The 19600-nt window shown below is 60.7% G+C and carries 12 protein-coding genes, 2 tRNA genes and 3 rRNA genes; 4 read left to right on the top strand and 13 right to left on the bottom strand.

Annotated elements, in window-relative coordinates; translation table 11 throughout:
* Positions 1 to 11 precede the first annotated feature (11 nt).
* The 4 genes from OKW29_RS18760 to norR all read right to left on the bottom strand — a co-directional run bounded on the left by OKW29_RS18760 (position 12) and on the right by norR (position 5045).
* Positions 12 to 1190, bottom strand: coding sequence for a CaiB/BaiF CoA transferase family protein (locus OKW29_RS18760; RefSeq protein WP_429292060.1), 1179 nt, complete (start codon positions 1188 to 1190; stop codon positions 12 to 14).
* Positions 1191 to 1206: 16 nt separating this feature from the next.
* The gene (locus OKW29_RS18755) at positions 1207 to 2370 is read right to left on the bottom strand and encodes an acyl-CoA dehydrogenase family protein (RefSeq protein WP_429292059.1); all 1164 of its coding nucleotides are present in this window, start codon (positions 2368 to 2370) and stop codon (positions 1207 to 1209) included.
* An 18-nt stretch (positions 2371 to 2388) separates the two neighbouring features.
* Entirely contained in the window at positions 2389 to 3231 is an 843-nt protein-coding gene (locus tag OKW29_RS18750) for an FAS1-like dehydratase domain-containing protein (RefSeq protein ID WP_429292058.1), read from the bottom strand.
* 218 nt (positions 3232 to 3449) lie between these two features.
* Positions 3450 to 5045, bottom strand: a complete 1596-nt coding sequence (gene norR / locus OKW29_RS18745) for a nitric oxide reductase transcriptional regulator NorR (protein ID WP_429292057.1) — start codon at positions 5043 to 5045, stop codon at positions 3450 to 3452.
* Positions 5046 to 5183: 138 nt separating this feature from the next.
* Between norR and hmpA the strand changes: the two genes are divergently transcribed.
* Positions 5184 to 6365 carry an NO-inducible flavohemoprotein gene (hmpA, locus tag OKW29_RS18740; RefSeq protein ID WP_429292056.1) on the top strand — a complete coding sequence of 394 codons (1182 nt, stop codon included), beginning with the start codon at positions 5184 to 5186 and terminating at the stop codon, positions 6363 to 6365.
* 132 nt (positions 6366 to 6497) lie between these two features.
* Here hmpA and OKW29_RS18735 read toward each other — a convergent pair whose 3' ends face one another.
* The 8 genes from OKW29_RS18735 to OKW29_RS18700 all read right to left on the bottom strand — a co-directional run bounded on the left by OKW29_RS18735 (position 6498) and on the right by OKW29_RS18700 (position 14813).
* Positions 6498 to 7541 carry a transporter gene (locus OKW29_RS18735; RefSeq protein ID WP_429292055.1) on the bottom strand — a complete coding sequence of 348 codons (1044 nt, stop codon included), beginning with the start codon at positions 7539 to 7541 and terminating at the stop codon, positions 6498 to 6500.
* Positions 7542 to 7742: 201 nt separating this feature from the next.
* Positions 7743 to 7856, bottom strand: a 5S ribosomal RNA gene (gene rrf, locus OKW29_RS18730).
* A gap of 228 nt (positions 7857 to 8084) precedes the next feature.
* Positions 8085 to 11070, bottom strand: a 23S ribosomal RNA gene (locus OKW29_RS18725).
* A gap of 344 nt (positions 11071 to 11414) precedes the next feature.
* A tRNA-Ala gene (locus tag OKW29_RS18720) sits at positions 11415 to 11490 on the bottom strand.
* Positions 11491 to 11543: 53 nt separating this feature from the next.
* Positions 11544 to 11620 (bottom strand) — tRNA-Ile (locus OKW29_RS18715).
* A gap of 76 nt (positions 11621 to 11696) precedes the next feature.
* Positions 11697 to 13229, bottom strand: a 16S ribosomal RNA gene (locus tag OKW29_RS18710).
* Together the 16S, 23S and 5S rRNA genes with 2 tRNA genes alongside form the textbook arrangement of a ribosomal RNA operon.
* A 610-nt stretch (positions 13230 to 13839) precedes the next feature.
* Positions 13840 to 14580, bottom strand: a complete 741-nt coding sequence (locus tag OKW29_RS18705; protein WP_184072143.1) for a CbtA family protein — start codon at positions 14578 to 14580, stop codon at positions 13840 to 13842.
* An 11-nt stretch (positions 14581 to 14591) separates the two neighbouring features.
* Positions 14592 to 14813 carry a CbtB domain-containing protein gene (locus tag OKW29_RS18700; RefSeq protein WP_184011521.1) on the bottom strand — a complete coding sequence of 74 codons (222 nt, stop codon included), beginning with the start codon at positions 14811 to 14813 and terminating at the stop codon, positions 14592 to 14594.
* Between the two features lie 266 nt (positions 14814 to 15079).
* On the opposite strand from OKW29_RS18700, the gene OKW29_RS18695 reads away from it, so the two are divergent.
* The gene (locus OKW29_RS18695; RefSeq protein ID WP_429292054.1) at positions 15080 to 15700 is read left to right on the top strand and encodes a histidine phosphatase family protein; all 621 of its coding nucleotides are present in this window, start codon (positions 15080 to 15082) and stop codon (positions 15698 to 15700) included.
* Positions 15701 to 15713: 13 nt separating this feature from the next.
* Here OKW29_RS18695 and OKW29_RS18690 read toward each other — a convergent pair whose 3' ends face one another.
* Complete coding sequence (locus OKW29_RS18690) at positions 15714 to 16154, bottom strand: hypothetical protein (RefSeq protein WP_429292053.1); 441 nt, start codon at positions 16152 to 16154, stop codon at positions 15714 to 15716.
* Positions 16155 to 16351: 197 nt separating this feature from the next.
* Here OKW29_RS18690 and OKW29_RS18685 point away from each other — a divergent pair, with 197 nt between their 5' ends.
* Both OKW29_RS18685 and OKW29_RS18680 read left to right on the top strand, forming a co-directional pair.
* A complete protein-coding gene (locus tag OKW29_RS18685) occupies positions 16352 to 17869 on the top strand; it encodes an ATPase domain-containing protein (protein WP_187631758.1) in 1518 nt (505 codons plus the stop codon).
* 3 nt (positions 17870 to 17872) lie between these two features.
* Entirely contained in the window at positions 17873 to 19531 is a 1659-nt protein-coding gene (locus OKW29_RS18680; RefSeq protein ID WP_429292052.1) for an ATP-binding protein, read from the top strand.
* Positions 19532 to 19600: the final 69 nt, after the last annotated feature.

Here is a 19600-nt window from a genome sequence, read left to right as displayed (position 1 = left end):
TCGTTACCGAATCAGATCGTGCCCGCCGCGCGCAGCGCGTCGATACGCCCATTGTCGTAGCCAAGCTCACGCAGAATTGCTTCCGTATGTTGACCGAGCGTGGGCACAGGGTCCATTCGCGGCTCGAGGTCGGAAGGCAGACCGGGCGGCCGCAATGCGGGTATCGTCCCCGTTGCCGTGCCGACTTCCTGCCAGCGCTCGCGCGCCTTCAGTTGCGGATGCGCCCACACGTCGGCGAGCGTATTCATCTGCGCGTTCGCGATGCCTGCCTCATCGAGTCGATCGATCACGTGCGCCGCGCTCTGCTTCGCGAACGCCGCGACGATCACCTCGCGCAAGGCGTCGCGCGCCGCAGTGCGTTTCGAGTTCGATGCGAAGCGTTCGTCGGTTGCCAGTTCAGGCTGCTCGAGCACGCGCTCGCAGAACAGCTTCCATTCGCGTTCGTTCTGCAGGCCAAGCATGACCGTCTTGCCGTCGCCAGCGGGAAACGGGCCATAAGGATAGATCGTTGCATGCGCGGCGCCCGCAAGCGCGGGCTGCGACTGACCGTCGATCGCGTAGTAGAGCGGATAACCCATCCACTCGACCATGCTCTCGAGCATCGATACATCGATGCGGCAACCGCGCCCTGTGCGTCCACGCTGCAACAGCGCGCTCAGGATGTTCGAATACGCGTACATGCCCGCCGCGATATCGGCGATCGAACAGCCCGCTTTCGCTGGCGCGCCGGGCGAACCGGTGATCGACAGGAAGCCGGACTCGCTTTGAATCAGCAGGTCGTACGCCTTCTTGTCGCGATACGGACCGTCCGCGCCGTAGCCCGAAATATCGCAGACGATCAACTTCGGATACTTGTGGCTCAATGTGTCGTAGCCAAGGCCAAGCCGTTCGGCCGCGCCTGGCGCGAGGTTCTGCACGAGCACGTCGGCATCGGCAACCAATGCATCGAGAATCTCGGCCGCCGCGGGCTGCTTCAGGTCGAGCGAAAGACTCTCCTTCGAGCGATTGGTCCACACGAAGTGCGACGACAGCCCATGCACACGTTCGTCATAGCCGCGCGCGAAATCGCCGACGCCGGGCCGTTCGATCTTGATCACGCGCGCCCCGAGATCGGCCAGTTGACGCGTGCAGAACGGCGCGGCAATCGCGTGTTCGAGCGTGATGACCTTGATACCGTCGAGTGGTCTCATGATGTCCGCCAGCGGGTCAGAACGAACGCGGCAGCCCGAGGATATGCTCGGCCACGTACGAGAGAATCAGATTGGTCGATATCGGCGCGACTTGATACAGACGCGTTTCACGAAACTTGCGCTCGACGTCGTACTCGCACGCGAAGCCGAAGCCGCCGTGAAATTGCAGGCACGCATTGGCCGCTTCCCACGACGCATCCGCCGCGAGCAGCTTCGCCATATTCGCCTGCGCACCGCACGGTTGATGTGCGTCGAAACGACGTGCCGCTTCGAAGCGCATCAGGCTCGCTGCCTCGACGTTGATGAACGAGCGCGCGATCGGAAACTGCACGCCCTGGTTCTGTCCGATCGGCCGGCCGAACACGACGCGCTCCTTCGCGTATTCGGTGACTTTATCGACAAACCAGTAACCGTCGCCGATGCATTCCGCGGCGATCAGCGTGCGCTCCGCGTTCAGGCCATCGAGAATGTATTTGAAGCCTTGCCCTTCCTCGCCGATCAGATTCTCGGCCGGAATTTCGAGGTTGTCGAAAAAGAGCTCGTTGGTCTCGTGATTGACCATGTTCAGAATCGGCTGCACGGTCAGGCCATGACCGATCGCCTCGCGCAGATCGACGATGAAGATCGACATGCCCTCTGATTTCCTCTTTACGTCCGCGAGCGATGTGGTGCGTGCGAGCAGAATCATCAGGTCCGAGTGTTGCACGCGCGAGATCCACACCTTCTGACCGTTGATCACGTAACGGTCACCGCGCCGCTCTGCGGTCGTCTTGATCTTCGTCGTATCGGTGCCGGCGGTCGGTTCGGTCACGCCCATCGATTGCAAACGCAGGTCGCCGTTCGCGATCTTCGGCAGATACCTGCGCTTCTGTTCTTCGGAACCGTGCCGCAGCAGCGTGCCCATGTTGTACATCTGCCCGTGGCACGCGCCCGAGTTGCCGCCCGCGCGATTGATCTCCTCCATGATCACCGACGCTTCCGTGAGCCCGAGCCCCGAGCCGCCGAAGTCCTGCGGAATCAGCGCGGCGAGCCAGCCGGCCTTCGTCAGCGCGTCGACGAACTCTTCCGGATAGCCGCGCGCCTCGTCGATCTTGCGAAAGTACTCGCCGGAAAACTGCTGACACAGATCGCGCACGGCCTCGCGAATGTCCTGGAACGAATCGTGTTGCGTGGTTTGCATAGTCGAGTCTCGCGGAATTCAGGCGAGCGCGGCGGTCGCGCGCATGGTCAGATAACCTTCGTGATCTTTCGCCCACAGGTCGATGGTCTTGCCGTCGGCGGCGGGCTTGCCGCATACCGTGAACGGCTGGTCCGCGAACGTGGGGCGAAGCGCGCGAAACGCGAAGCTTTGCAGTGTCGCTTGCGGCAGTTCTCGGCGCACGAGATCGACCAGCAGCGTCGCGATCAGCGGGCCATGCACGACGAGGCCCGGATAGCCTTCGACCTGCGTGACATAAGGATGGTCGTAGTGAATGCGATGGCCGTTGAAAGTCAGCGCCGAGTAGCGCAACAGCATCACGGCATCGGCGTCGATCGTGCGGCGCCATGTTTCGTCTTCGGGCGCGGGCGCCGCCTGTTGCGGCCGCGTGCCCTCCTGCGGCGCGTCGCGATAGACGATGTCGTGCTCCTCTTCGAGCTTCAACTCGCCATCGACTTCGATCGTATGTTGCACGGTGACGAACACGAGGCGGCCCGAGCGGCCGGTCTTGTCCTCGATATTGGCGATCGTCGACGTGCGCCGCGCATGCTCGCCGATCTTCAGCGGCGCATGAAACGTGAGCCGGCCGCCAGCCCACATGCGGCGCGGCAGTGGCACGGGCGGCAGAAAACCGCCACGCTTCGGATGTCCGTCGGGACCGACTTCGGATAGCGGCGTGACCGGCAGAAAGTACAGCCAGTGCCACAACGGCGGTACGGTGTTACCGCTTTCCTCGCGATCGAGCGTGGCGGCAAGCGCCTTCAATGGAAACGCGGTGATGTCGTCTTCGGCCACCGCCTGCTTGTTGAGCCAATCGTCGAGTTTCTCTGGGGCAGCGGACATGACGGAGTCTCCAGATTCAGTGTGATGGTCCTCGTTAGGGCCCACTATGACCGACGCGCTGCGTTGCGCGAAGTTCGATTTTCCGAAGCGGGCCTTTGTTTTTCGTTAAGACGTTGAGCCCAGCGAGCGGCGCTGACGATCTGTTGTCAGCGCGATCGGCGATTCGATGTGGCTTGACCTTAGTGCCGGGCCGCGACGGCACCCCTGCGCCTGTTCGCTCATTTGAGCCCGAGCCGTTTAGCCAGCCGATTCAGATTCGCCCGGTCCAGCCCAAGCTCGCGCGCGACCGCGGCCCAGTTCTGCCTGTTGCGGATCAGCGCTTCGAGAACGAGATTGCGTTCGAACTCGGTGACCGCGCTGCGAAAGTCTTTCGTCTCGCTTTCCTCGCTCTGCGTGGCGATTTGATTGGCTTCATGATCTTGTGCGTCCGACAACGCGAAGTCCGCGGCCGTCAACGTCAGAATACGGCGGCGCTCACGATTGGCCGCCAACGCCTTCAGCGCACTGCGTCCGATCAGATGCTCCAGTTCGCGCACATTGCCGGGCCATGAGTAGTGCAGCAATGCGGCCTGTGCGTCAACCGCAAGACGCAGGCTCAGCAAACCGAGCCGGGAGCGATTGTCTTCGAGGAAGAAGCCCGCCAGCAGTAGCACGTCGCGGCCACGCTCGCGCAACGGCGGCACGCGCAGCGGATACACGCTGAGGCGATGATAGAGGTCGGCGCGAAAGCGGCCCGCGCGCACTTCTTCTCCGAGGTCGCGATTGGTTGCGGCGATGAGCCGCACGTCGACTCTGTGTTCGTGGTCCGAGCCGACGCGCTGCAACTGGCCGTTCTGCAGCACGCGCAACAGCTTTGCCTGCACCGCGAGGGGCAACTCACCGACTTCGTCGAGGAAAATGGTGCCGCCGTCCGCGAGTTCGAACTTGCCGCGTCGATCCGCCGAGGCTCCCGAAAACGCGCCGCGCACGTGCCCGAACAGTTCGCTCTCGACGAGCGTATCGGGCAACGCCGCGCAGTTCAGGCTGATCAGCGGCTTGTTCGCGCGCGGCGACAGCGCGTGGATCGCATTGGCGACAAGTTCCTTGCCGACGCCGGTCTCGCCGGTGACGAGCACGGTCAGATCGCTGGCGGCCACCACCTCGATCTCCTTGATCATGCGGCGATGCGCGTCGCTGCTGCCGATCAGCTCGCGCCGGCTCTCGCTGCTCGCCAGCCGATACGCTTCCGCGCGGCGCTGCGCCTCCTCGCCATTGCGCGCCAACGCGTCGATGCGTTCGACGACGCTCACGGTCGCGGCCGCGAGGCCGAGAAACGCCTGCAGCGAGGCCATGTCGAGTGTGTCGAAGCGCGCCGGGTCGAGTGCGTCGAGCGTGAGCAAGCCCCAAGGCTCGCCGCGGATGAACAGCGGGCACCCCAGACAGTCGTGCACTTCGAGGTGCCCGGGCGCCATGCCTTGCACGAGGCCATCGTAGGGATCGGGCAAATCGGAGTCGGCGGCGAAGCGCGTCGGCCCTGGCTGGGCCAGCAGCTCCTGAAAGCGCGGATGCTCGGCGACGCGAAAACGCCGCCCGAGCGTATCGCTGCTCAAGCCGTCGATGGCGAGCGGCACCAGCGTATCGCCTTCGAGGCGTAGCAGAGCCGCCGCGTCGCCCGGAAATAGCGAGCGCAGCGCGCTAAGCAGCCGCCGATAACGCTCGCGCTCGGACAGCTCGCGCGACAGGTCGAGAATCAGCGGGGTAAGAACATCGAGGACCGCCCCTGTAGTCAGATCGACTGCGGATTGAGTCTTTTCGACTAGGGTCGAATGAACCATCTTAATTGCCAGATCGTTGATCTAAATGCATTTTATACCTGGCACGAATCGTGGATAGCAGAGGCAGTCTGCCGAAACTGGCTGTGACATTCGCTGATAGGCAGACGCTCACCCAGACTCTCACCAGGACTTAAAAACATGCTATCCGCCGAACACCGCGCCATCATCAAAGCAACCGTGCCGCTCCTGGAAAGCGGCGGCGAGGCGCTCACCACGCACTTCTACAATCTGATGCTCAGCGAGCATCCGGAAGTGCGCCCGATGTTCAATCAAGCCAATCAGGCAAGCGGCGCGCAACCGCGCGCGTTGGCCAACGGCGTGCTGATGTATGCGCGCCATATCGATCAGCTCGAGCAGTTGGGCGGGCTAGTGGCGCAGATCATCAACAAGCACGTGTCGCTGAATGTGCAGCCTGAGCACTATCCGATCGTCGGCAAGTGTCTGCTGCGCGCGATTCGCGAAGTACTCGGCGCGGACGTCGCAACCGACGCCGTGATCGAAGCGTGGGCCGCCGCGTATCAACAACTCGCCGATCTGCTGATCGGCCTCGAAGAGAAGATCTACGCCGAAAGCGCAGCAGCGCCCGGCGGCTGGCGCGGCACGCGGTTGTTCCGCGTCGCGCGCAAAGTGCGTGAAAGCGACGAGATCACGTCGTTCTATCTGCGTCCCGATGACGGCGGCGAATTGCTCGCGTTTCAGCCGGGTCAGTACATTGGCGTGCGTCTGGTGATCGGCGGCGAAGAAGTGCGTCGCAACTATTCGCTGTCCGCAATGAGCGATGGCCGCGAATATCGCATCAGCGTGAAGCGTGAACCGAATGGCACCGTGTCGAAGTATCTGCACGAGCAGATCAAGGAAAACGACTCGCTCGATCTGTTCGCGCCGTCCGGCGAATTTACGCTGCAACCTGGCGGCAAGCCGTTGGTGCTGATCAGCGGCGGTGTTGGCATTACGCCGACGATGGCGATGCTGCAGGCCGCGCTGAAGACCAATCGTACGGTGCATTTCATTCACGCGGCCCGTCATGGTGGCGTGCATGCATTCCGCGGCGCAATCGATGCATTGGCCGCACGCCATCCGCAACTGAAGCGCTTCTATTGCTACGAGGAGCGCCGTGATGGCGATGCCGAAGCGCACGCGGTCGGTTACGTCGACGAAGCGAATCTGAAGAAGTGGTTGCCGGAAACGCGCGATGTCGACGTGTATTTCCTCGGGCCCGTCGCGTTCATGAAGGCGATCAAGAAAGGGCTGAAGGCGATCGGCGTGCCGGAATCGCAGAGCCGTTATGAGTTCTTTGGGCCGGCTGCCGCACTCGAATAACGCACTCGAGTAATCGACGAGTACTTGCCCTCTTTGAATCGTTGCGAAGCGTATTCGAAGACGGGCATGTTCGGGCTTCGATCACGCCGGCGGTTTGGCCTCGTAAAAAGCGGGCCAAATCTGCTGCGCCTTCTAGCGCTCCCTTCTGCGGCGAAACGCCCACCAGCCTGTCAGCCCGGTAAAGCCGGCGACCAGCACCACCATCAGCCAGAAGCCATGCTTGTTCTCGGCGAGCGGAATGCCACCGACGTTCATGCCGAAGAAACCGGCGACGATATTGATCGGCATCACCAGCACCGTGACTAGCGTCAGCGTAAATAGCGTCCGGTTGTTCTGCTCCTCGAGGCGCGAGGTGATTTCTTCCTGCAGCAATCTGACCCGCTCGATCAATCCCGCTACGTCCGAAAGCACGACCGAGAACTCCTCCGTCGATTCACGCAGATCTTGCACGTCTTCCGCATGAAGCCAGCGAGGCGGCCTCGCCAGCAAGCGGAAAATCGCGCCCGGTTCGGGTGCCAGCATGCGTTGCAGGCGTGTCAGCGTGCGACGCATCGCGCCGAGGTCCAGGCGGTTTTGCGTCGGCCGTTGCGACAGAAAGCGATCCTCGATTCGATCGACGTCGGCACTGGTTCGGCGGACAATCTGCACGAGCAGGTCGGCCTGGTCGCGCATCAGATGAACTAGCAGTTCGGCAGGTGACCTGAATATTTCACCTTCGCGCACCGACGCGCGCAAACGGTCGACCGAGCGCAGCGGCTTCAGCCGCGCCGTCACGATGAGCCGCTTATGTGCGTAGATCCACAGCGTCGCGATTTCTGACGGGATGAATTCGAGGTTGAACATGACGTCGTTGACGACCGCGCGCAGTGCGCCGTCCGCATGCTCGATCCGCGTCGAATGCGAGCCTTCGCGCAAGGCGTCGAAAAAGGTTTCGGGCAGATCGAGTTGCGTGCGCATCCAGCGCTCGCTCGCGCTATGCGCGAGATTGAAGTGAAGCCATAGAAACTCGCCAGCGTCCGTCGCGCTAGTGCCGGCATCGTCCTCGCGCTCGCGGAACCAGTCGATGACTTCGTCCGCGTCGATCGGCCGCCCGGCGAGCGTCGGCGAAAACCGGAAACCGCAGACCATACCCGACGAATCCGCGCCGTAAGTTTGCATTGCCAGATCTGATTTCATAGGTCGTTCGATGCCAGCGCTTCCGAAAGGAATACGTGAGCATAGCGCGAACAATTGAAAGAGAGTTGACGCGCGCACTTTCCGGCGTCGTATTGTCGAATTGTGGCGGCTGGATTGTCTCCGAAACGTCATCTCTGCCGATGACGGCCGCGTAAACGCAGAAACCCCACCGCGGCGGGTGGGGTTTCTGACTGGGGAGGAGCCTGACGATTACCTACTTTCACACGGGCAATCCGCACTATCATCGGCGTGGAGTCGTTTCACGGTCCTGTTCGGGATGGGAAGGGGTGGGACCGACTCGCTATGGTCATCAGGCATGACGGGTTGCTGCGTCGCAGGGTTGGAGTCAACCGCTTGCGCCACAGCCAATCGGGAAGAAGCGTAAAGGATTCGAGTGGGGGGGGGTTGTGTTGTTTCTGGCACAACACTGAATCCCAACCGTGCGTTTCTGTTGGCTCCCGCGGGAGTTCACACCAATCCCCTTCGGGGATCGGACCGGCGTAAGTGCTCAAGCACTAACGCGGGTCGAGACACACCTGTTATAGGATCAAGCCTTACGGGCAATTAGTATCAGTTAGCTCAGTACATTACTGTACGTGCACACCTGACCTATCAACGTCCTGGTCTTGAACGACCCTTCAAGGGGCTCGAAGCCCCGGGGATATCTCATCTTAAGGCGAGTTTCCCGCTTAGATGCTTTCAGCGGTTATCTCTTCCGAACATAGCTACCCGGCGATGCCACTGGCGTGACAACCGGTACACCAGAGGTTCGTCCACTCCGGTCCTCTCGTACTAGGAGCAGCCCCCTTCAAATATCCAGCGCCCACGGCAGATAGGGACCAAACTGTCTCACGACGTTTTAAACCCAGCTCACGTACCTCTTTAAATGGCGAACAGCCATACCCTTGGGACCGGCTACAGCCCCAGGATGAGATGAGCCGACATCGAGGTGCCAAACACCGCCGTCGATATGAACTCTTGGGCGGTATCAGCCTGTTATCCCCAGAGTACCTTTTATCCGTTGAGCGATGGCCCTTCCATACAGAACCACCGGATCACTATGACCTGCTTTCGCACCTGTTCGACTTGTCAGTCTCACAGTCAAGCACGCTTATGCCATTGCACTATCAGCACGATTTCCGACCGTACCTAGCGTACCTTCGTACTCCTCCGTTACACTTTGGGAGGAGACCGCCCCAGTCAAACTGCCTACCATGCACTGTCCCCGACCCGGATCACGGGCCAAGGTTAGAACCTCAAACAGATCAGGGTGGTATTTCAAGGACGGCTCCATTGAGACTGGCGTCCCAACTTCATAGCCTCCCACCTATCCTACACAGACCGGTTCAAAGTCCAATGCAAAGCTACAGTAAAGGTTCATGGGGTCTTTCCGTCTAGCCGCGGGGAGATTGCATCATCACAAACACTTCAACTTCGCTGAGTCTCGGGAGGAGACAGTGTGGCCATCGTTACGCCATTCGTGCAGGTCGGAACTTACCCGACAAGGAATTTCGCTACCTTAGGACCGTTATAGTTACGGCCGCCGTTTACCGGGACTTCAATCAGGAGCTTGCACCCCATCATTTAATCTTCCGGCACCGGGCAGGCGTCACACCCTATACGTCCACTTTCGTGTTTGCAGAGTGCTGTGTTTTTATTAAACAGTCGCAGCCACCAGTTTATTGCAACCCTTTCACCCTTCTGGCGCAGGCCAGTCAGGCTATGAGGGCGTACCTTATCCCGAAGTTACGGTACCAATTTGCCGAGTTCCTTCTCCCGAGTTCTCTCAAGCGCCTTAGAATACTCATCTCGCCCACCTGTGTCGGTTTGCGGTACGGTCACTGTGAAACTGAAGCTTAGAGGCTTTTCCTGGAACCCCTTCCAGTTGCTTCGTCGCCTAGGCGACTCGCCTCGCACCCTTGAATTGCGCGCCCGGATTTGCCAAAGCGCCTTCTCCAATGCAAGGACCGGGACTTCCAACACCCGGACAACCTTCCGCGATCCGTCCCCCCATCGCATTTCACAATGGTGCAGAAATATTAATCTGCTTCCCATCAGCTACGCATTTCTGCCTCGCCTTAGGGGCCGACTCACCCTACGCCGATGAACGTTGCGTAGGAAACCTTGGGCTTACGGCGAGGGGGCCTTTCACCCCCTTTATCGCTACTCATGTCAGCATTCGCACTTCCGATACCTCCAGCACACTTTCCAGTGCACCTTCGCAGGCTTACGGAACGCTCTCCTACCATGCACATTACTGTGCATCCGCAGCTTCGGTATATGGCTTAGCCCCGTTACATCTTCCGCGCAGGACGACTCGATCAGTGAGCTATTACGCTTTCTTTAAAGGGTGGCTGCTTCTAAGCCAACCTCCTGACTGTTTTAGCCTTCCCACTTCGTTTCCCACTTAGCCATATTTGGGGACCTTAGCTGGCGGTCTGGGTTGTTTCCCTCTTGACACCGGACGTTAGCACCCGATGTCTGTCTCCCGTGATTGCACTCTTCGGTATTCGGAGTTTGCTATGGCGTAGTAATCCGCAATGGACCCCACAACCATGACAGTGCTCTACCCCCGAAGGTGACACACGAGGCACTACCTAAATAGTTTTCGGAGAGAACCAGCTATTTCCAGGTTTGTTTAGCCTTTCACCCCTATCCACAGCTCATCCCCTAACTTTTCAACGTTAGTGGGTTCGGTCCTCCAGCACGTGTTACCGTGCCTTCAACCTGGCCATGGATAGATCACCTGGTTTCGGGTCTACACCCAGCGACTGGACGCCCTGTTCGGACTCGCTTTCGCTACGCCTGCCCTAATCGGTTAAGCTCGCCACTGAATGTAAGTCGCTGACCCATTATACAAAAGGTACGCCGTCACCCCGCTTTAAGCGCTCTCGCGCTTAAATCCACTTCAAGCGCGCAGTGGTCATGTTTCAGACTTGATGTCTTTTGACGCATTCATTTCATGAATGCGCCGAAAGCGCTTAAAGCGGGGCTCCGACTGTTTGTATGCATGCGGTTTCAGGATCTGTTTCACTCCCCTCCCGGGGTTCTTTTCGCCTTTCCCTCACGGTACTGGTTCACTATCGGTCGATCACGAGTATTTAGCCTTGGAGGATGGTCCCCCCATCTTCAGACAGGATTTCACGTGTCCCGCCCTACTTCTCGTACACCCAGTTCTTCCATGCTGTTTTCGTCTACAGGGCTATCACCTGCTATGGCCGCACTTTCCAGAGCGTTCGACTAACAATACGGATAACGTGTACCGGCTGATCCCATTTCGCTCGCCACTACTCTGGGAATCTCGGTTGATTTCTTTTCCTGCGGTTACTTAGATGTTTCAGTTCACCGCGTTCGCTTCACGTAGCCTATGGATTCAGCTACGGATACTCCATTAGGAGTGGGTTTCCCCATTCGGACATCTCCGGATCAATGCTCGTTTGCCAGCTCCCCGGAGCTTTTCGCAGGCTACCGCGTCCTTCATCGCCTGTGATCGCCAAGGCATCCACCACATGCACTTGTTCGCTTGACCCTATAACGGGTGTGTCTCTGTGTCGACCCACGTTAGCGCTTTAGCGCTTACGTGGGTCCCATCCCCGGAGGGGATAGACGCACTCGCTACAGGTTGAGTATTCGTGTTGCGCCGTATTCCAAGGCAATCTTTCGATCACCTTTAAAATACATCGATACAATCACAACCCTGATTCACCTACTCGGCACCCATCTCCAGGCGCCTTTCGTGAATCTCTTTACTACTTCTTCCTGATTGTTAAAGAACGGCAGCCGGTATGAAGCCTGTGCCTCATACCGCTCTGACTGGCTCAATCGCCAATGCGCAACGCTCTGCCTTCATGCAGAACCCTGCGCATTGAGGATTGGTGGAGGATGACGGGATCGAACCGACGACCCCCTGCTTGCAAAGCAGGTGCTCTCCCAGCTGAGCTAATCCCCCAGTCCCACAGATATTCCAGCGGCCCCAGCCCTTCAGCTCACCAGACAAGACCGTGGTGGGTCTGGATGGATTCGAACCATCGACCCCCGCCTTATCAAGACGGTGCTCTAACCGGCTGAGCTACAGACCCCTGAAGTCTGTCTGCGTTGCTTCTAACCACAGCCGATAAGCGTGAGCACTTGAGTGCAATGAATGCACAGCTCTGGAAAGGAGGTGATCCAGCCGCACCTTCCGATACGGCTACCTTGTTACGACTTCACCCCAGTCATGAATCCTACCGTGGTGACCGTCCTCCTTGCGGTTAGACTAGCCACTTCTGGTAAAACCCACTCCCATGGTGTGACGGGCGGTGTGTACAAGACCCGGGAACGTATTCACCGCGGCATGCTGATCCGCGATTACTAGCGATTCCAGCTTCACGCACCCGAGTTGCAGAGTGCGATCCGGACTACGATCGGTTTTCTGGGATTGGCTCCACCTCGCGGCTTGGCAACCCTCTGTTCCGACCATTGTATGACGTGTGAAGCCCTACCCATAAGGGCCATGAGGACTTGACGTCATCCCCACCTTCCTCCGGTTTGTCACCGGCAGTCTCCCTGGAGTGCTCTTGCGTAGCAACTAGGGACAAGGGTTGCGCTCGTTGCGGGACTTAACCCAACATCTCACGACACGAGCTGACGACAGCCATGCAGCACCTGTGTTATGGCTCCCTTTCGGGCACTCCCGCCTCTCGGCAGGATTCCATACATGTCAAGGGTAGGTAAGGTTTTTCGCGTTGCATCGAATTAATCCACATCATCCACCGCTTGTGCGGGTCCCCGTCAATTCCTTTGAGTTTTAATCTTGCGACCGTACTCCCCAGGCGGTCAACTTCACGCGTTAGCTACGTTACCAAGCCAATGAAGGCCCGACAACCAGTTGACATCGTTTAGGGCGTGGACTACCAGGGTATCTAATCCTGTTTGCTCCCCACGCTTTCGTGCATGAGCGTCAGTATTGGCCCAGGGGGCTGCCTTCGCCATCGGTGTTCCTCCACATCTCTACGCATTTCACTGCTACACGTGGAATTCCACCCCCCTCTGCCATACTCCAGCGCTGCAGTCACCAATGCAGTTCCCAGGTTAAGCCCGGGGATTTCACATCGGTCTTACAGCACCGCCTGCGCACGCTTTACGCCCAGTAATTCCGATTAACGCTCGCACCCTACGTATTACCGCGGCTGCTGGCACGTAGTTAGCCGGTGCTTATTCTTCCGGTACCGTCATCCCTCACGGATATTAGCCACGAGGTTTTCTTTCCGGACAAAAGTGCTTTACAACCCGAAGGCCTTCTTCACACACGCGGCATTGCTGGATCAGGCTTGCGCCCATTGTCCAAAATTCCCCACTGCTGCCTCCCGTAGGAGTCTGGGCCGTGTCTCAGTCCCAGTGTGGCTGGTCGTCCTCTCAGACCAGCTACAGATCGTCGGCTTGGTAGGCCTTTACCCCACCAACTACCTAATCTGCCATCGGCCGCCCCTTGAGCGCGAGGTCCCGAAAGATCCCCCGCTTTCCTCTCCCGAGCGTATGCGGTATTAATCCGGCTTTCGCCGGGCTATCCCCCACTCCAGGACACGTTCCGATGTATTACTCACCCGTTCGCCACTCGCCACCAGACCGAAGTCCGTGCTGCCGTTCGACTTGCATGTGTAAGGCATGCCGCCAGCGTTCAATCTGAGCCAGGATCAAACTCTTCAGTTCAAACCTGTTACTGTGTTCGGGCTCTCTCGAACCCGGTCGCTCACTCAACGTACTGACGATGATTGATCCGTCTTTCGACAGACAAACCTTCCTCTAATACTGTGTGAAGCTTCTGATACTTCTGCCTGACAGCAGACTCCGGAGAATCCGCCGCCGCATTCCGCATCAAGCGCCCACACTTATCGACTGTTAGTTTTTAAAGATCGGTCCGCCAAACCCGCCGCGCCTGAACCACCTGAACCACCACTACCCGGCACTGCTTCGTTTGCGTCGCTGCGTCTGCAGCAGAGAAACGAGATTATGGAGAGCGGTCGACAACACGTCAATACCCTTCTCACAATTTATTTTAAAAAGTTGAAGAGCTTAAAAATTGAGCAACGCCGCGTGCAACCTGAATTAGTTAGGCTTCCAATTGAATTCTCCGGAGCGCCGCGGCGAAAGGGAGAGATGAGTGGAGTTGCGAAAAGCCGTTAAGCAGCTTTTCCACAGAAAATGTTTGCAAGGCTGTGGATAACCGCTCCACAACCGCGGCAAGTGCTTGATCCAAAACCATTCTCGCGCGTTGCGCGCGAAGCATGGCCGCTTGCGCGGCCGCGTGTCACCGTCACAATCAGGCGGACTTCATCGTCACCCGCGCATTCGTACGCATAAAAGCGCTGCGCTCGACCATCGCGCCAAACAGCAGCCCGATCGTCGTCCACATGACCACCTGCATGCCGATCGCCGCGACGCGGAACTTCCACAGCAGCACAGCCGGGAACGCGGCCGGCACTTCATTGATGACCGGCATCGACAGTTGCACGGCCGCGATGATCACGACGAACACGAGCCCCGCGACGATCGAACCGTTCCACGCACCCAGCTTCGCCGCCGCGCGACGCCGCACCTTCAGCGAAAACACCATCGTCGCGAGCGAAATCGCGATCATCAGAAAGAACAGGCCCGTGCGCGTGCCGATCGTCTCCGGATCACCGACCGACGGCGGATTGGCCGGATACTTGATATTCGGCACGATCACGAGCGTGATGAACGCGCCAAGCGCGAGCCACGCGGACAGCGCGCGCACGCTCAACGTACCCGCGCGTCCATACGCATACGCAAACACCAGCGAGAACAGGCCGCCAAATGCCGCGCCATACGTGACCACGCCAGTCAGCAGGCCGAGGCCAGCCTGCGTCTGACGGCTCACGATTTCGGGCTCGGGCGCCTCGCCGCGCGCGGCGGCCGCTTTTTCTTCGAATGAAATGGCCTGATCGACCTGTGGTTCGCCGACGATTCGCGCGAACGCGAACGTGAGCAAGCCCGCGACGATGCCCGCGAGCATCCCGCGCACCAACAATTTACCTACCATGTCGAACTCCGTTAGTGGCAGGGAAAGCCGAGCAGATGACGGCCGTCGTGCACGAACTCATGCACGTACATGCCGGGCACGAGCGACGTCGCGCCCTGTTCCGCACCAACGAAGTAAAGCGCGAGCAACAGCAGCAAGCCGCCGAACACGACCCACGGCAGCAGTTCGCGCAAAGGAATGGGAGTGGGCTGGGCCGCCGGTTGCGCGGCGCGATCAAGAACAGCTTCGGTCATGATGGACATCTCCTGGGGTGACGCGCCCCGAAAGTCGATTGCAGAGGAATGGTGCGAAGCTCAGGTCTGGCTTTCGGCTCTTGTGGATTGCAATGCCGATTACAGTGGCGCGACCGCGCCGGGCTCTCACCGGCTTCCGTGCTTCGCAGTGCCGCTATTCTACGCGCTAAACTGCGGCTTCCGTGACGGCGAGGGCTACCTCGCAACGCTCGCCGCGAACCGATGAAACCTCGCAGGCAAGTGCGAATGGAGCGCCAAGGCAAAGAATGGATACGCGACTATTACTGGTGAGCCACGCGGCAACGGCCGCGCAGCGCGCGGGCCGCTTCCCTGCCGACGATCCGCTCGACGCGCGCGGTCGCGCCGAAGCCGAAGCGGCGCGCGCGCGTCTCTCGCTTCCCGCCGACGCCGCCGTGTTCACCAGCCCCGCCGCCAGCGCGCGCGAAACGGCCGCCGCGCTCGGTCTGAGCGCCACGCCTGCCGACGCATTGGCGGATATCGACTATGGCAAATGGCGCGGCCAGCGCCTCGCGGACATTGCCGACGAAACGCCCCGCGAACTCGCCGCCTGGACACGCGAGCCCGACGCCGCGCCGCCCGGCGGCGAATCGTTCGGTCAACTCGTGCAGCGGGTTGGAGAGTGGCTCGACGCGCAGCAGGCAGACGTGCGTTCATGCAATGCCGTCAACGAAGCAAGCTTCGCGGCCTTTGCGCACAGTCGAACCATCGTCGCCATCACCCACGCGGCTCTGCTGCGAGCGGCAATCGTGCACGCCCTCGGCGCATCGCCAACCGTGTTCTGTCGCATCGAGATCGCGCCGCTGTCGGTCGTCGAATTACGCCACTCGCGATGCGGCTGGTCGTGGTGGCCCGCCGCCACCGCCTGAACGGCACCGCCGCTTACCTGCCCGTCACCACGAGCCGCAACCGGTTGGACCCCTCGGGCGTCAGCGTAATTTCGGTGCGTCGATCCTTCGCGCCGAGATAAAAGTGCTGAAGTCCCGGCGAATTCTGATCGTGCGTTGCATCGGGCAAGCAGGACGCGACGTCTGCCGCGACCGCTTCCAATGCATCCGCGTTCGAGCCCGCCGCCTGATGCGGCGTCCACGTGCACTGGAAACTTCGATGCGCGGCCGAACATTGCGCGTCATCGCCATAAGGTTGCGCAACGCCTTTGCCGTCGTCGGGTGTCAGCGAGGCGAAGCCGTCCGGCGCCGCGGCCACGATCCGTTTGAGCGCACCGCAAGGTCTGGGACTATCGTCGGCGGATGCACTGACCGGCAGCAGCGCAACGAGCGATGCCGCGGTAAGCGCGATAGCGGAAAGTCGACAGGTTTTCATGGTGTGCGTGAAGCTTCCCAAGTGCTGCTGAAGAAAAACTCGCAGCGAGCCACCTTTAACAGCACGCTTCATGCCCGTGCGCGCGAGGCCCGAGCACGCAGGCAATGCACGACGGCACACAAATTGCGTAGCGCCATACCGGCCGCGACATCGCGCCCGTTTCGATCAAAGCCACAGCCGACGTCATTTCAACCATCATGTCGACCACTACCGCCGCCCCTACCCCCGCCCGCATATCGTCGGGCATCGAAGGCATCGACGACATCCTCGGCGGTGGTCTTACGCCGAACCGCATGTACCTCGTGGAGGGTGTGCCAGGCACGGGTAAAACCACCCTCGCGTTGCAATTCTTACTCAAGGGCCTGCACGAAGGGCAGACGGGCCTTTATATCGCGCTGTCCGAAACCCGTGCTGAACTGCTCGCGATCGGCGTGAGCCACGGCTGGGATCTGAGCCGTTTCACGATACTGGAGCAACTGCCCGAAGAAGGGCTCGAACCGCAATACGAACAGACCGTGCTGCACCCGGCCGAAGTCGAACTCGGCGAAAGCGTGCGCAACGTGATCGAGCACGTCGACGAACTGAAGCCGGCGCGCGTCGTCCTGGACAGCCTGTCCGAACTGCGTCTGCTGGCGGAGAACCCATTGCGCTACCGCCGGCAGATTCTCGCGCTCAAGCACCATTTCTCGACGCGCGAATGCACGGTGCTGCTGCTCGACGACACGTCGGCCAGCGCCTCCGGCATTCAGCTTCACAGCATCGTGCACGGCGTGATCAGCCTCGAAAACGTCGCTCATGATTACGGCGGCAATCGCCGCCGTCTGCGCATCGCGAAGATGCGCGGCATCAAGTTCCGCGAGGGCTATCACGACTTCACGCTGAACACCGGCGGTCTGCGCGTCTATCCGCGTCTGGTCGCCGCCGAGCATCACAGCGAATTCGGCACGAGCCCGATGAGCACCGGCACGCCCGGCCTCGACGCGCTGCTCGGCGGTGGCCTCGTCCCCGGCACCAATTCGCTGATCATCGGCCCGTCGGGGGTCGGCAAAACCACCACCGTCGTGTCGTGCCTGCTTGCCGCACTCGAACGCGGCGAGCGTTGCGCGTACTACGTATTCGACGAAACGCTCAGCACGCTGGTCACACGCTGCGCGACGCTCGGCATGGATCTCGCCCCGCACGTCGAAAGCGGTCTGCTGATGCTGCGCCAGATCGATCCCGCGGAAATCTCGCCGGGCGAGCTGTCGAGCGACGTGCGCAACGCGGTCGAAAACGAGCACGTGCGCTATGTCGCGGTCGACAGCCTGAACGCCTATCTGCAGGCGATGCCCGGCGAGCGCTACCTGCTGCTGCACATGCACGAATTGCTCGGCTATCTGAATCAGCAGGGCGTGGTCACGATGCTCGTGCTCGGGCAGCACGGCATCATCGGCGAAGTGCAGACCGAGGTCGACGTCAGTTATCTGAGCGACGTAGTCGTGCTGTTCCGCTATTTCGAGCACCAGGGCGAAGTGCTGACGGCAATAACCGCCGTCAAGAGCCGCGCGAACGATCATGAACGCACGATCCGCCAGTTCCGCCTCGGCACCGAAGGCGTCGAGGTCGGCGAAGCGCTGCGCGACTTCGAGGGCGTGCTGTCGGGCCTGCCCTCGTATCGCGGCAGCACCGTGATGCTCGGCGCGACGAACCATCTGATCGATACGTCAGGACAGTGAGCGATGGAGCAGCGTGTCCTCATCCTCGCACCGTTCGGCCGCGACGCCGAAGTGATCACCGCCGCTCTGCACAACGACGCACGCGCCTGCGTGACCTGCGACGACGCCGACGCGCTCACCACCGAGCTCGACGTCGGCGCGGGCACCGCGCTGCTCACCGAGGAAGCGCTCGCGAACGGCCACGGCTCGAGCCTGTATGCGTGGCTCGAACGGCAGCCCGCATGGTCCGACTTCCCGTTCATCCTGCTCGCCGCCCGCAGCATCGGCCATCGATCCGCGCGCGGGCTCGAAGTGCTCGAACGGCTCGGCAACGTAGTGGTGCTCGAACGTCCGCTCAATTCGGAAACGTTGCGGCGCGCGGTCGCGTCGTCGTTGCGGGCCCGCGGACGGCAGTATGAATCCCGAAGGCTGCTTGCCGAGCGCATCGAGGCACAGGACGCGCTGGAGCAGCTGAACGATTCGCTGGAAAGCCGCATCGCCGCGCGCACGCACGAACTTGCGTCAGCCAACGACCGGCTGATGGCCGAGATCCACGAGCGCGCGAAGGTTCAGGCCGTGCTCGTGCAATCGCAGAAGATGGAGGCGCTCGGTCAGCTGACCGGCGGCATCGCGCACGACTTCAACAATCTGCTGAACGTGATCATGGTCAACGCGGAACTGATCGCGCGCGTGAGCGGCGACGAACGCCTGCGCGGCATGGCGGCCACCGTCAAGCGCGCGACCGAGCGCGGCGCGAAACTGACTGGCCAGTTGCTGACTTTCTCGCGCAACAGCAACCCGAATCTGAAAGCGATCGACGTGGTCGCGCTGCTGCAGGGCATGCGCGACATCATCGCGGTGTCGCTCGGCTCGAGCATCCGCTATGACAACGACTTCGAGCGCACCGAAATGTGGACCCAGGCCGACGCAAATCAGCTCGAGCTCGCGGTGCTCAATCTCGCGATCAACGCGCGCGACGCGATGCCGGCCGGCGGGCGCCTCGACATCCACGTGACCCTGCGCGACGCGCCCGACCAGACGCTGAAGCATGGCCGCTACGTCGTGATCGAAGTCGCCGACACGGGTGAGGGCATTCCGCCAGACGTCGTGTCGCGCGTGTTCGATCCGTTCTTCACGACCAAGCCGATCGGCAAGGGCACGGGGCTAGGCCTGAGCCAGGTGTATGGCATCGCGAGGCAGGCGGGCGGCGCCGCGCGCATCTTCAGCGAAGAAGGTACCGGCACCACGGTGCAGATCTGGCTGCCGATGCGCGAGCGAGTGGCCGCGCACAGCGAAGCGGAGTCCGATGCGGAAGCGAACGCGGTCGGCGACAAGCGCGTGCTCGTGATCGAGGACGACAGCGAAGTGCGCGCGATGCTCGTTGAATCGTTGCGCATGCTCGGCTACACGGTGACGGAGGCCGCCGACGGCCAGGCCGGCCTTGACCGCCTCGTCGACGATCATCCCGATCTGCTGATGGTCGACTTCGCGATGCCGGGCATGAACGGCATCGACGTGATCGCCGCGGCGCGCAAGCTTCGTGCCGATCTACCGGTGGTCCTGGCGACCGGCTATGCGGACGTCGACATTGCCGATCTCGCAGTCAAGCATTGCACGATCCTGCGCAAGCCGTTTCAGCTCGACGATCTGGCGCGCACGGTGCGGATCGGGCTGCTCGCGTGAATCAAGCTCAAGTGAATCAAGTAGACCACTTGCATCAAAATGCCCATTAAAACGCGGCGCACCGCACAC

The sequence above is a fragment of the Paraburkholderia sp. CI3 genome, assembly GCF_050436505.1.
Taxonomy (GTDB): Bacteria; Pseudomonadota; Gammaproteobacteria; order Burkholderiales; family Burkholderiaceae; genus Paraburkholderia; species Paraburkholderia tuberum.
This window is presented reverse-complemented; position numbering and strand designations above follow the sequence as displayed.